General features: G+C 69.3%; 13 protein-coding genes. 11 read left to right on the plus strand and 2 right to left on the minus strand.

Features of this window, described 5'->3' with window-relative positions; genetic code table 11:
- Positions 1 to 382: 382 nt before the first annotated feature.
- Positions 383 to 838, plus strand: coding sequence for a DUF4442 domain-containing protein (locus tag CFW40_RS32965; protein WP_086717747.1), 456 nt, complete (start codon positions 383 to 385; stop codon positions 836 to 838).
- A 254-nt stretch (positions 839 to 1,092) separates the two neighbouring features.
- A complete protein-coding gene (locus CFW40_RS32970) occupies positions 1,093 to 1,743 on the plus strand; it encodes a DedA family protein (RefSeq protein ID WP_088801391.1) in 651 nt (216 codons plus the stop codon).
- 112 nt (positions 1,744 to 1,855) lie between these two features.
- On the opposite strand, the gene CFW40_RS32975 is transcribed toward CFW40_RS32970, so the two are convergent.
- Positions 1,856 to 2,065, minus strand: coding sequence for a hypothetical protein (locus CFW40_RS32975; RefSeq protein ID WP_176956302.1), 210 nt, complete (start codon positions 2,063 to 2,065; stop codon positions 1,856 to 1,858).
- A gap of 101 nt (positions 2,066 to 2,166) precedes the next feature.
- On the minus strand, positions 2,167 to 4,236 hold the full coding sequence (locus CFW40_RS32980) for an AAA family ATPase (RefSeq protein WP_088801392.1): 2,070 nt from the start codon (positions 4,234 to 4,236) through the stop codon (positions 2,167 to 2,169).
- A 297-nt stretch (positions 4,237 to 4,533) separates the two neighbouring features.
- On the opposite strand from CFW40_RS32980, the gene CFW40_RS32985 reads away from it, so the two are divergent.
- The 9 genes from CFW40_RS32985 to CFW40_RS33025 all read left to right on the plus strand — a co-directional run bounded on the left by CFW40_RS32985 (position 4,534) and on the right by CFW40_RS33025 (position 12,577).
- Positions 4,534 to 5,526, plus strand: coding sequence for an esterase family protein (locus CFW40_RS32985; RefSeq protein ID WP_088801393.1), 993 nt, complete (start codon positions 4,534 to 4,536; stop codon positions 5,524 to 5,526).
- 133 nt (positions 5,527 to 5,659) lie between these two features.
- A complete protein-coding gene (locus tag CFW40_RS32990) occupies positions 5,660 to 6,016 on the plus strand; it encodes a DUF4333 domain-containing protein (protein ID WP_088801394.1) in 357 nt (118 codons plus the stop codon).
- Between the two features lie 432 nt (positions 6,017 to 6,448).
- Positions 6,449 to 7,687 (plus strand): ATP-binding protein, encoded by a 1,239-nt coding sequence (locus tag CFW40_RS32995; protein ID WP_088801395.1) that lies wholly within the window; start codon positions 6,449 to 6,451, stop codon positions 7,685 to 7,687.
- Positions 7,684 to 8,100 (plus strand): roadblock/LC7 domain-containing protein, encoded by a 417-nt coding sequence (locus tag CFW40_RS33000; protein ID WP_088801396.1) that lies wholly within the window; start codon positions 7,684 to 7,686, stop codon positions 8,098 to 8,100. Before CFW40_RS32995 ends, CFW40_RS33000 begins: the two co-directional genes overlap by 4 nt.
- Positions 8,097 to 8,477, plus strand: a complete 381-nt coding sequence (locus CFW40_RS33005; protein ID WP_088801397.1) for a DUF742 domain-containing protein — start codon at positions 8,097 to 8,099, stop codon at positions 8,475 to 8,477. The genes CFW40_RS33000 and CFW40_RS33005 overlap by 4 nt, the downstream gene beginning before the upstream one ends.
- Complete coding sequence (locus CFW40_RS33010) at positions 8,452 to 9,042, plus strand: ATP/GTP-binding protein (protein WP_088801398.1); 591 nt, start codon at positions 8,452 to 8,454, stop codon at positions 9,040 to 9,042. The genes CFW40_RS33005 and CFW40_RS33010 overlap by 26 nt, the downstream gene beginning before the upstream one ends.
- Before the next feature lie 10 nt (positions 9,043 to 9,052).
- Positions 9,053 to 10,417, plus strand: coding sequence for a cytochrome P450 (locus tag CFW40_RS33015; RefSeq protein WP_088801399.1), 1,365 nt, complete (start codon positions 9,053 to 9,055; stop codon positions 10,415 to 10,417).
- A 132-nt stretch (positions 10,418 to 10,549) separates the two neighbouring features.
- Entirely contained in the window at positions 10,550 to 11,788 is a 1,239-nt protein-coding gene (locus CFW40_RS33020) for a cytochrome P450 (protein WP_176956640.1), read from the plus strand.
- Positions 11,789 to 11,812: 24 nt separating this feature from the next.
- Positions 11,813 to 12,577: an enoyl-CoA hydratase/isomerase family protein gene (locus CFW40_RS33025; protein WP_088801400.1), complete on the plus strand. Its 765-nt coding sequence runs from the start codon at positions 11,813 to 11,815 to the stop codon at positions 12,575 to 12,577.
- The last annotated feature ends 59 nt before the right edge of the window (positions 12,578 to 12,636 follow it).

A 12,636-nucleotide genomic window follows, 5' to 3' on the forward strand; every position in this document is an offset into this window, starting at 1 on the left:
GGAGGCCGGCGCGAAGAACGCCTGTCCCGTGGATCAGCGCGACCGTCCGCGCGGCCGCCACCAGGCCGACCTCGGTGGCGATCAGTGCGCCGGAGCTGCCGAGGTTCGCGATCACCGTGGCGCCGGTGAGCAGCAGAAAGTTGCTCCCCGCCCATGCGGGACGGGCCCTTACCAAGAGGGCACCGGCACGGCGGGCGTCCCTCCGCCTTCGCTGTGCTGTAGTCCTGGCCGCACGGGCGTCAACGATAGGCAAGGCGTTACGTGTGCCGCACACGGATATCTCCGGGTGCGTGCTGTCGCGGGGCCGCGGCGTCCCGTCGGTCCGGCGGCGGAGCGCGACCGCCCCTTCACACCTAAGCTACCGCTAGGTAACATGATGTCCATGTCCTCCGAGACCCTGCCGTCGATCGGCGAAATGATGGCGGCCTCCGTGCCGATGGCCCGCACCCTGAACCTCGAGTTCGCCGAGACCACCGCCGAGCGCGCCGTGGTCCGCATGCCCGACCAGGCCGACTTCCACAACCACGTCGGCGGACCGCACGCCGGCGCGATGTTCACCCTCGCCGAGTCGGCGAGCGGCGCCATCGTGATGGCGGCCTTCGGCGACCAGCTCGGCCGGGCGGTGCCGCTGGCCGTGCGCGCCGAGATCGGCTACAAGAAGCTCGCCATGGGACCGGTCACCGCCACCGCGGAGCTGGGCCGGCCGGTGGCCGAGGTCGTCGCCGAGCTCGACGCCGGCGAGCGTCCGGAGTTCCCCGTGAACATCGCCATCACCCGCGAGGACGGCGCGGTCACCGGCGAGATGAGCATCGTGTGGACCCTGCGCCCCAACAAGTGAGCTGATTCACAGCGGGGTTTCCCCGGCCCGTCGTGCCGCGCACGGCGGGCCGTCGCCGTTTCCGAGGGGGCGCTCGGCCCCCGGACCGGGCCGCGGGAACAGGTGTTGCGCAGCGCACTCGGATTCGGCCCTCCGTCGGCGCCATCGAGTACGCTTCCCGGGCGTGCCGAGGCGCGCCAGGGGATCGACCGGCGCCGGTGTCATGGCTGCCGGCGCCCGGCCCACGGGGCCCTACACCAGCGGAGGAAGCGGCGTTGCACATCCAGGAGTGGCTCGAGACCGTACCGGCCGTGAGCGTCTACCTCCTGGTGGGGGTGGTCATCGGACTGGAGAGCGTGGGCATTCCGCTGCCCGGCGAGATCGTCCTCGTCAGTGCGGCGATTCTCGCGGCGACCCAGGACCACATCAATCCGGTCGTGCTGGGTGCCTGTGCGTCCGCGGGTGCGATCTTGGGTGACTCCATCGGGTATCTGATCGGACGCAAGGGGGGCCAGCCCCTGCTGCAGTGGGCGGGCCGGAAGTTCCCCAGGCACTTCGGCCCGGACCATGTCGCCATGGCCGAGGCGAAGTTCGACAAGTGGGGTATGTGGGCGGTCTTCTTCGGCCGTTTCGTCGCGCTGCTGCGCATCTTCGCGGGACCGCTCGCCGGCGTGCTGAAGATGCCGTACTGGAAGTTCCTGATCGCCAATGTCCTCGGGGGCATCATCTGGGCCGGCGGCACGACCGCGCTGATCTACAGCGTGGGCATGGTCGCCGAGGCGTGGCTCAAGCGCTTCTCCTGGCTCGGGCTGGCCGCCGCCCTGCTGTTCGGCGCCGGGTCCTTCCTCCTCATGAGGTACCGCGCGAAGAAGGCGGCCGCCGCGCGCGAGGCGGCCCAGGCGCCGGTCACCGCGACGGTCGACTGACCTCCCCGGGGCGCAGCGCGGGTCCGTACGGCCCTCCACGGCCCCCCACGGCAGTCCACGGCTCACCCGGCGCAACTCAGCTGATGCCGCGGGCCCGTTGGCGGCCCGTACGTCAGGTCATCAGCCACACATCGGGCCCGCCGTCGCGCCATTCGAAGAGGCCGGTGTCGTCCCAGACGAAGTTCGCGGTGCCGAATCCGGCCCGGCGCAGTATCGCGGCCACATCACCGGGCCGCAGCGCCCGTCCCAGATCCTGTCCGTTGAGCGACACGCGGCGACCGCCGGTGCAGGGCGGATGCACGATCACGGGGGCACGCTTCATGCCTCCCAGCATGCGACCGGCCCCCCGCTCCCGCATCCCGAACGCGGTCGGCGCGTCACCCAGCGTGTTCCCCCGGCGGCACGCCGCGGACGGTCCGGCCCTCAGGAGCCGGCCCGCAACCGTGAGAAGAACGGCCGGGCCCTGCCGCCGGGACCGCCGCGCTGCCACCACGGCGTCTCCTCCTCGGCGCCCGGCCGTGCCGTCCCGCCGCGCACCGTCCGGCGCAGGCCCGCCAGCATGTTGCGTACCCCCGCGATGAACAGCGGGTCGCCGATGAGCTTCTTGGCCACCAGCGCCTTGTGGCAGGCGCGCAGCGCCGCCGTCGGCTTCCCATGGGCGCTCTCGGTCATCGCACGGGCGTAGAGAACCGTCGAGTACAGCCAGAAATCGCCGTCGCAGTGCCGGGTCTCCCAGGCGCGGTGGGCCGCCGTCCGCGCCCGCTCCGCGTCGAGCGGCGCCAGCGCGATGGCGAGCAGCGCCCAGCTGTGGGCGGGACCCGGCCCGAACCACGGATCCCTGGAGCGGTGCCGGGTCGCCTCCTCCAGGCACGCCACGGCCGCCGCGGTGTTCCCGCGGTACAGCTCCAGCACGCCGTGCGCATGCGCGATACGGGCCAGTCCGTCGGAGTCCGCATGCATCACAGCCGCCGTCCAGGCCTCGTCGAGCAGGACCTCCGCGGCAGCGAGCGATTCTTCCTGCGCGGCGAGATAGCCGGCCAGCCACAGTGCCCGGGCCCGCAGCGCGGTGTCGTCCCGGGAGAGCAGCAGCAGGCGGTCCAGATGGGCCCGCCCCTCCCGGCGGAAGCCGCAGGCGGCCCAGTGGAACCACAGGGACACCGCGATCTCCAGCGCGCCGAGCGCATCCTCCGCGTCCTGCGGCGGCCGGGTCAGCGCCGCGTCGAGGTTGGCCCGTTCGTCCTCCACCAGCCGCACGGCGACTTGCTGGTTCGGTCCCTGCCAGGTGATCTGGGCCTCGGCCGCGAGTGCCGCACAGGCCTGCCGGAAGCGTCGCAGCGCCGCGGACTCCTCGCCCGCCTCCCGCAGCTGCGTCCGCCCGAAGTCCCGGGCGGCGCGCGGCAGCCGGTAGCGCGGCGGCAGCGCGGCCCCGGTGTCCTCGTGCGCGCCACCCGCGTCCCGTACGCGTTCGACGACCGAGGCCGTACGGAGCCGTTCCAGTGCGCCGTCGACCGCCGCCGCGGGCACGTCACTGCTGGTGCACACGCAGCCGGCGAGCCAGGGGTCGAAGTCGCCGGGCAGCACCGAGAGCCTGGCCCACACCCGGCGGTCGGTGGGCGAGCACAGGGCGTAGCCCGCGGCCTGCGCGGCGTGCAGCGAGGTGTGCCGCACGGTTGCCGCCGGCCCGGAGTAGAACAACGGACCGTCCGTGCCCACCTGCGCCGCGAGCTGCGGCAGGGACATCCGGTCCAACTGGTGCGCGGCCAGGGCGATCGCCAGCGGTGAGCCCTCCAGCGCCTGGCACACCGTGACCAGGAGCTCGGGCGCCGCGGCTGCCGTCCCGGTACCGGCGACCCGCGTGGCCAGCAGCTCGACCGCCGGTCCGGCGATCCCCTCGCCCAGCGTCACCGGCAGCGGCGCGAGGTCGACGACCCGCTCCTCGGCCAGTCCCAGCGGGCCCCGTGCGGTCGCCACGATGCGCAGCGACGGATCGGCCCGCAGCAGCCGCCGTACGAGCTGCGCGCACTCGGCGAGCACCGGGTCGCAGTCGTCCAGCAGCACGGTCGCGCGCTGCCGACGGCAGTGTGCGGCCAGCGCCGCGAGGGCCGTGCCGCCCGGGGGAGTGCGGGCCGTGGTGGCATCCGTCCGGTCCGCCCCAACGGGCGGCGGTGCGCCGGGGCCGGGGTCGGCCGCCTGCCGGGCGAGGGGCCGGGCGGTGTCCCGGCAGACGGTGTCCGCCTGCCCCGCCGCCCGGAGCAGCGCCTCGGCCGGACCGCCTTCGGCCAGTCCGTCCCAGCAGCCGACCCGGATGACCGTGCCGCCGTGCCGAGCGGTGTGCTCCTCCAGGACGGCGCGGGCCAGCACGCTCTTGCCCACCCCGGCGGCACCGGTGAGCGTCACCAGCGAAGCACCGTTCAGCAGCCCGGACACCTGCTCATGCTCAACGGCCCGCCCCACTACGCCGGGCAGTGGCCGGTGATCGGCCCACGCGGTCATCGGTCATCCCCAACCACGGCACAGTGCCGCGCCCTTCCGAACTGGGCACCCACGATGCCAGAACCGACCGTCCGGTAAGGAACGAGTGGGCGCATCGAACGAGGGAAACCCCGGCGCCGTATTTGACGCGACGCGAGGTCTCCACGGGCCCCGGGGCGGGCGGAGCACCAGGTCACGGCGCACGGGGCGGGCGTCGAGGACCCGTCGGGCGATCTTAAAGTGGTGTCTTTCGACCGGCGGGGCAGTGGCAGCGTGGCTGTCCGCCGGCCGGCCCGAGTATCCGAGGAGTACGTCCCGATGAAGCGCCTGCGTGTCCGTGCTGCGGCGAGTGTGGTGGCCCTGGGGCTGCTGGCCGGTTGCGGTGACGGCCGGGACTTCGCCGACGCCTCGAGCGTGCCGCGGTTGCAGGCCCGTGCCGCGGACGCCCGCAACGGCAAGCCCCGGGTGGCCGGGCCGCGGGGCCCGCGCTCCTCCTTCACCCCGTTCCGTACGGCGGGGGACGGCACCGAGGTCGTGACGACGAAGTGGCACGGGCGCAAGTCCGGTTTCACCGGGGACATCTGGGTCTGGGTGCCGCCGGAGTACCACCAGCCGCAGTACGCCGCGAGCGGCTTCCCGGTGCTGATCGCGCTGCCCGGTGCGTACGGCTATCCGTTCAACTACTGGGCCGGGGACGCCTTCGCGCTGGAGGAGCGGATCGCCCGGTGGTCGCGGCAGGGCAAGACGCTGCCGTTCATCGTCGTGATGCCGGTGCTGAACCCCGGCAGGAAGTACTACGACGGCAGCGACATACCAGGGCAGCCGAAGATGGGCACCTGGCTGACCGATGATGTGCCGGACTTCGCGCGGGCCAACTTCCGTACGTACAAGAGCCGTGACGGCTGGGCCTTCATGGGGTCCTCGTCGGGTGGGTTCGCCGCGTTGAAGGCCGTGCTCAAGGAGCCGCGGAAGTTCAAGGCGGCCGTCGTCAACGGCCCGGACACGGCGCCGGATTCGCCGATGTGGCAGGGGCACCCGGCGGAGATGCGTGCCAACGACCCACGCCACCTGGCGCGGCGGCTGGCCGCGCGCAAGAGCCCGCCGGTCTATCTGGCCTTCGAACTCGGCAGCAAGGAGGCGGCGGTGTCCGATGTGAAGCGCTTCATCAAGGACTACACCGGCGGGCCGGTCCACTCCACGCTCTTCGAAATACCGGGCGGCGTGCACAGCCCGCACACCTATATCCAGCGGATGGCCGACTCGCTGCACTGGATCAGCGAGCAGATGCAGGGCCCCGTGCCGTCCGTTTGACGCACCGTCGCCCGGGTGGTCGCACGGGAGGGGGCCTCCTGTTGCCGGCGCCGGGTCCGCCGCAAGAATTGTCCGTGACCCGGCCGGTGGGTGTGGCCGGCGCATGACGGGTGTGGCCGCTGGAAGGAGAACCGTGCGGAATCTGCGAGTCGTCGGTCTGGCGCTGGCCGGCACGGCTCTGCTGGGCGGCAGCCTCACGGCGGGGACCCAGTGGCTGGGGGAGCGGGGCGCGACCAGCGAGGTGAACGGGACGACCGATGCCGTTCCGCGCGACGAGGTCGCCCGTTCCATCTCGGGCCATCTGTCGCTGCCGGTGATCTCCCGGGGGCCGCGCTCGGTCGACTGCGCCAGGGACCTGCGTGCGGTCAAGGGGGCGCGGACCCATTGCACGGCGCACTACCTGCAAGGGACGGACCGCGGCATGACCGTACGCGTCGTCCGGGTCCGCGGGGGCGAGATCACTTATGTTCACGACGCCCCGCATCGCTGACCACGGCTGACAATTGCCGCGCAAGACGTGGTCCACGTCACGTGAACACGTGTTAGCGAGCCGTCAGGAATGGGCCGGCCGGAAGCCTTCGGACCCAACGACGCTCCCAAAGCGCCCCGCACAAGCCTTTGTTGAATGAACACTGCACCTGTCGCATGATCAGATCGCGGTTGGACGGGGGGTGTTGCTGTGATGCTAAGATCATCGCACTTGCCAACGGGGTAGTCACCTGATATGGCATGAAATAAATTCCGCGCATTGGCCTAAGAAAACCGCCACCCCGGGGAGAACTATGCCATTAGCCGGCCCTTTGATGGCTTTCTGGCAGGCGACTGTGCGTGGCCGTTCACGTATGTCTGGGAGTGCGATCGATTCGCCACGTCATGGCCAGACATACGACACCTGGTGGCTCCGTCGTCCGAAGAGAGTCCTATGACGCAATACTTCCAGGATCCAGCGTTCTGGGGTTTGATCGCTGGTACCCCTGTCGCCGCAACCGCGATTATTCGCGGCAGAAAGAAGATTACGGAACTCCGACAAGAACAGGCCGAGCTCAAGCAGCACTACGCCACTCTTGAAAGCCACTACGCGGAAGCCGTGGAAGAGGCCAAGGACCGGGCGGAGGAAGCCACCAAGACCACGCTGAAGGCCGCCATGCGGACGCTGCAGGGCCTTGCGGGTGAGCAGCAGCTGGCGATTTCCAAGCTGCAGGAGGCCTACGGCGAGCACAAGATTCTCCAGGATCTGCTCGACATCGACCACATGAACTCGCAGTTTGCGCGGCGTGCGCAGTCCATCGCCGTTCTCTGCGACGGCTGGCTCGGCCGGCGGCGGCACAATGCCTCGCTCTACGATGTGGTGCGCAGTGCGAAGGGCCGTATCCGGCATTTCACGCGTGTCGAGATCCGCTCGCAGAGCAATTTCGCGATCGTGAGCCGCGCCGTGGAGCCGGTGGCCCTGGTGCTCGCCGAGCTGCTGGACAACGCCACCAGCTATTCGGCGCCGGAAACGATGATCGAGATCAATATCCGCCCGGTGCCCAAGGGCGTGTGCATCGTCGTCGACGACGCCGGTGTCGGGATGAACGAGGAGGAGAAGGCGCGGGCCGCCCGGCTGCTGTCGAGCGAGAACGCGGCCAGTGTCTCCAGCCTCGGCAACCCGCCGCAGTTCGGATTCACCGTCATCGGAGTGCTCGCCGCCCGCTACGGCTTCAGTGTGTCGGTGGACTCCACCTCTCCCTATGGCGGCGTGCGCGCGGTCGTCCTGCTCCCCGAGGATCTACTGACGTCCCCGCACGAGCCCGAGGAGAGTCCTGCCGTGGCCGCATCCGCCCCGTTGCCGCCCGAGAACTTTCCTGGTCAGCAGGTTGCCGGCGGACCGGCTCCGGTCCCTGCGGCCCCCGGTTACCCGGCCGCGGGAGCCCCGTATCCCGGGGCCGCGCCCATGGGGCAGCAGGTCCCGGCCCAGTCGGCTCCCGAGACGACGGCCGGCGGTCTGCCGAAGCGCCGCCGGCGCGGTGCGATATCCATCGTGCCGACCGATTCCGAAAGCACACAAACCCCGGCCCGCGACAGCGCACAGACAGCTTCCGTCATGGGGGCCTTCCAGCGCGGCACGCAATCCGGCCGTCGTTCCACCAATGCACGCAATGAAGGGCATGAGGTTCAGTGAACTACGATCTGTCGTGGATGCTTGACAGTGCTCTGGAATTGCCCGAAGCGCAGCACGCCATTCTCGTCTCCGCCGACGGCCTGCTCATGGCCCGCTCCAAGGAAGTCGGCCGGGACCACGCCGACACCGTCGCCGCCGCGATGAGCGGAATGCAGTCGCTGAGTCGTACGGTCGCCGATTTCTGTCATGGCGGTGCAGCCCCCACCGGCCGGTCGCAATGGCGGCAGACGCTGGTCGAGTTCGACCACGGCTGGGTCTTTCTCATCTCGGCCGGCGAGGGTGCGTATCTCGCGGTTTCGGCTTCTCCTGATGTCGACATGGCGGAGATCACGTTCCGTATGCAGCAGCTTGTCGGCCAGCTCGGTAAGGCACTGACCAGTCCGCCGCGCGAGAGGGCTGACATTCAGTCATGACCACCGATGACGAGCCGGAGCTGGAACACGAAGCAGCGGAATTAGTACGGCCGTACGTCATCACCAACGGCCGAGATCTTCTTGACGGCAACGAATTCTCGCTGATCACCCTGGTCACCGTGCAGGCGGAACCGCCCAGGACGAAACCCCTCGATCCGGAGAAGCTGCGTCTGCTGGAGCTGTGTTCGGGGGGTTTTCTCTCGATCGCCGAGATAGCCGGGCACACCCGGCTGCCGGTGGGTGTCGTCAAGATTCTGGTGTCCGATCTCGCACGGGAGGGCCACCTGTATTCGCGTGCGCCCATACCGAGCGCTCAGCTTGTCGACCGGCAAATCCTTGAGGAGGTGCTGAATGGGCTCCAGGCTCGCTTTGGATGACGGCGTGTACTTGCGCAATTCAGTGCAGACCGCGGCGAAGATCCTTGTGGTCGGACACTTCGCCGTGGGCAAAACCACATTCATCGGGACCATGTCCGAGATTCCTCCGCTGCGGACCGAAGAGGTAATGACGCAGGCGGGGGCGGGAATTGACGACCCCACAGGTGCGCCCCACAAGACGACGACCACGGTCGCCATGGACTTCGGGCGTCTCACGCTCAGCGAGAAGCTGGTCCTGTACCTGTTCGGAACGCCCGGCCAGCAGCGCTTCGTTCAGGTGTGGGAAGACATGACGCGCGGCGCGCTCGGGGCGCTGGTCCTCGTCGACCCCCAGCGGCTCGACGAGTCCTTCCCTGTCATGGACCTGGTGGAACACTACGGAATCCCCTACGCCATCGCGGTGAACCGCTTCGACGGGACCCCCACGCATTCGCTCGACGAGATCCGGGAGGCGCTGGACCTCCTTCCTGAGACGCCTGTCGTCAACTGTGACGCACGGGACCAACGTTCCTCGGCGGATTCGCTGATCGCGCTCGTCCGTTATCTACAGTCCCGCCTCAACTAGGAGTTCAGGCATGCAATCTCACTCGGAATTCCAGGGCCCCCCGCCCGGCTGCCCCGCACACGCCGACGGTCAGCGGACTCCCTTGCACGGGCCGGAATTCGCCGCAGCCCCCGAGGCCTTCTACGAGGCCCTGCGGCAGCACGGACCCAGCGCGCCGGTCGAGCTCGCCCCCGGGGTGGAGGCCGAACTCGTCACGGACTACGCCGCGGCGCTCCACGTGCTGCAGAATCCGGACACCTTTGCGCGTGATTCACGCCGTTGGCGCGCCCTGAACGAGGGGCGCGTACCCCTGGACAGCCCCGTGCTGCCGATGATGATGTACCGGCCGAATTGTCTGTTCTCCGACGGTGCGGACCATATGCGGCTGCGTCAGTCGGTCACGGCGAGCCTGGGCCGGGTGGACACCCACCGGCTGAGCCGTCATGTCGACCGCGTCGCCGCGTACCTCATCAGCCAGTTCAGCAGCCGGGGCCGAGTGGATCTGGTCGCCGACTACGCCCAGTTGCTGCCGCTGCTGGTCTTCAACGACCTCTTCGGGTGCCCCGCCGAGATCGGTGACCGCCTGGTCTTCGGCATATCGGGCATCTTCGACGGGGTCGACGCGGAGAAGGCCAACGAGGTCCTGACCGAAGCGCTGCTGGAGCTGGTGGCGCTCAAGCGGCGTTCGCCGGGTGAGGACATCACCTCCTGGCTGATGGAGCACCCCTCCGGGCTCACCGACGAGGAGATGGTCCACCAGCTCGTCACCCTGATCGCGGCGGGGACGGAGCCCACGCAGAACATCATCGCCAGCGCGCTGCGGCTGCTGTTGACGGATGAGAAGTACGTGGGCGACCAGAGCGCGGCCGGACTGCTGGTCGACGACGCCATCAATGACGTGCTGTGGAACAGCCCTCCGATAGCCAACTACGGTGTGCACTACCCCGTGCACGACATGGAGCTCGGGGGAGCCAAGCTGCCGGCCGGCGAACCCGTGGTCATCAGCTTCGCGGCCGCCAACACCGACCCGCAGCTGTCGACGGGCCGTCAGATGCTCAGCAAGCGGGCGCATCTCGCCTGGGGGGCGGGCCCGCACGCCTGCCCCGCCAAGGATCCCGCCCTGCTGGTGTCCGTCCTGGCCATCGAGAAACTGCTCAACACCCTGCCGGACATCGATCTGGCCCTGCCCGCGGAAAGCCTGACCTGGCGGCCCGGCCCGTTCCACCGGGCGCTGGAAGCCCTGCCCGCCCGCTTCACCCCGGTACGCCCCGAGCGGCGTCCGTCCGCCGGTCCGGCAACGGGTGGCCGCGCGACGGATAATGCTTCTGGACAGGACAGGAATGAGGTGCAACGAGGAAAGTGGTGGAGCTCGTTCCTCTCTTGGTGGAAGGTGTGACATTCACGACAACGGTTCGGTTTCCATCGGGCGTAAACGTTCAATCACCGGGGTAGTCAGGGTTGGTCGTCCTGGCCTGATGCATTGAATGAAGGAGTTCTCGCAGTGGAATCCGCCGTGATTGCCCCACCCATGGTCACATCCGTGGACCGCCGATCCGTGATAAGGCTTTTCTCCCGCCTGCGCACACCGGAAGGTCAAGCGAATCCGCTGCCGCACTACGCGGAACTCCGATCGATGGGAGATATCGTTCCGGCACCTTGGGGCGGCCATCTGGTGACCTCTTTCGGTCTGTGTGACCACGTGTTGCGCAACAGGTCATGGCTGGTGCCGGACAGTGGCTGGCGGGCCAGGCAGGGTGCGGCGACCCGCTGGATGGCGCCTTCCTCGCAGCAGATGGCCAGCACGCTGCCCGGCCTCAATCCGCCGCACCACACGCGGGCCAGGCGTTCGGTGGGCAATATGTTCGACCGTAAGTGCCTGGATACCGTCAAGGATTCGGTCGAGCGCAATACGGAGGAATTGCTCGACCGGCTGGCAGAAAGGCTGAAGGACGGTGAGGCGGACTTCGGTTCCGTGGTCAGCGAAGAATTGCCGGTGATGACGATAGGGGAATGGCTCGGTCTGCCGACGGCCGATTATCCGCTGCTGCGGTCACTCACCCACGACCAGGTATTCGCCCAGGAATTGCTGCCCACGGCGAGTCAGCTCGCGCAGTCCGACGCCGCGACCCGGACTCTGCGCGAGTATTTCATCGCCTTGGTACGGCAACGCCGCCGGGCGCCCGGAAATGACCCCATCTCGTCGTGGATACGGACCTGGGACGAACTCGAACCACATCAGGACGCCGCGGACGAGGCGGTCTACCGGCTCGCCCTGTTCGTGGTTCTGGCCGCCCTGGAGACCACCTCCAACCTGCTGTCCACGATGGTGTGGCTGCTCGCCGAACACCCCTGGCAGATGGGGTGGCTGCGTGCCCACCCGGAGTGCATACCGGCGGCCGTCGAAGAGGTCTTGCGCTATGACTCCCCGACGCATGTGGTGAGCCGGATCGCCGGCGAGGACACCACCCTCGCGGGAATTCGCGTGGAGAAGGACCAGATGGTGCACCTCATGGTCGGTGTCGCCAACCACGATCCCGCACACCACATCGATCCCGCGCTCTTCGACGTCCGCCGCAAAGCCACCCATCTGAGCTTCAGCGGTGGGATCCACTACTGCCTCGGTGCCGCGCTGGCCCGGCTGGAGGCGACGACCCTGCTGACCGGCGTGCTCCGACGGTTCCCTGCCCTGCGATTGAGCCGTACGCCCGACTGGGCGCCGCGGGTGGCCTTCCGGCGGCTCATGACGCTGCCCGTGGTGGAGTCCTGAGAGCCGTGAGGTAGGAAGAGCGTCGTGATCGACAACTTCAAGACCCTTGCCGTTGCCCACGACGGACCCCTGCTCGACGTCCAGTTGAACAGCCCGGACACCGGTAATGCGCTCGGCGAGCCGATGCTCGACGAACTCCTCACCGTGCTGGGTGCGTTGCACGACAGCCCCGAGATACGGGTGGTGGTCCTCTCCGGCGCGGGAGCGGACTTCTGCCTGGGCGGAGACCGCCGGGAGTTCGCGGAGTCCCTTGCCGCGGACGGCTCGGGAGCGGCCCTTCGCGCCATGGGCAACAAGGCGCGGCGGGTGTGCGAAGCACTCGCCGCCACCAGCGCGGTCACCATCGCCCGGCTGCACGGTGGGGTGATCGGCGCGGGTATCGCGCTCGCGGTGTTCTGTGATCTGCGGGCCGGTGCGCACACCTGCCGCTTCCGGCTGCCGGAGCTCGCGCTGGGCATGCCGCCGGCTTGGGGAGGCGTACTGCCACGCCTGCTGAACGAGGCGGGCGCGGCCAGGATCCGCGAGTTGATCCTGACCGGGGAGAGCTTCGACGCGGCGAAGGCGGTCGAGCTCTCTCTCCTCCACCAGGCCGTTCCGGAGGGCGAGCTCGACGAGGCGATCGCCCGGTGGACCAGACCGCTGGTCCGCAGGTCTCCGGCGGCCCTGCGGACCGCCAAGGTCATGATGAACGCCTACGCGGGCGCCGGCCGCCTTGCCGACGCCACCCTTTTCGACGCGGAGATGCTGACGTCGGTGCTGGCGGCCGCCGGGTCGCAACGGAGCGGTTGACGGGGGCCGGTGGGCAGCGGCGCAGGCATACAGGTGAGGTCCCGCAGGCGCGGTCCCGG

Source organism: Streptomyces sp. 2114.4, assembly GCF_900187385.1.
GTDB classification, from domain to species: domain Bacteria; phylum Actinomycetota; class Actinomycetes; order Streptomycetales; family Streptomycetaceae; genus Streptomyces; species Streptomyces mooreae.

Excerpts from the sequence above, each read along its gene's own strand:
- CFW40_RS32965 (WP_086717747.1), top strand. The coding sequence starts at position 383 with ATGTCCTCCGAGACCCTGCCGTCGATCGGCGAAATGATGGCGGCCTCC.
- CFW40_RS32975 (WP_176956302.1), bottom strand. The coding sequence starts at position 2,065 with ATGAAGCGTGCCCCCGTGATCGTGCATCCGCCCTGCACCGGCGGTCGC.
- CFW40_RS32980 (WP_088801392.1), bottom strand. The coding sequence starts at position 4,236 with ATGACCGCGTGGGCCGATCACCGGCCACTGCCCGGCGTAGTGGGGCGG.
- CFW40_RS32985 (WP_088801393.1), top strand. The coding sequence starts at position 4,534 with ATGAAGCGCCTGCGTGTCCGTGCTGCGGCGAGTGTGGTGGCCCTGGGG.
- CFW40_RS32995 (WP_088801395.1), top strand. The coding sequence starts at position 6,449 with ATGACGCAATACTTCCAGGATCCAGCGTTCTGGGGTTTGATCGCTGGT.
- CFW40_RS33005 (WP_088801397.1), top strand. The coding sequence starts at position 8,097 with ATGACCACCGATGACGAGCCGGAGCTGGAACACGAAGCAGCGGAATTA.
- CFW40_RS33010 (WP_088801398.1), top strand. The coding sequence starts at position 8,452 with ATGGGCTCCAGGCTCGCTTTGGATGACGGCGTGTACTTGCGCAATTCA.
- CFW40_RS33015 (WP_088801399.1), top strand. The coding sequence starts at position 9,053 with ATGCAATCTCACTCGGAATTCCAGGGCCCCCCGCCCGGCTGCCCCGCA.
- CFW40_RS33020 (WP_176956640.1), top strand. The coding sequence starts at position 10,550 with ATGGTCACATCCGTGGACCGCCGATCCGTGATAAGGCTTTTCTCCCGC.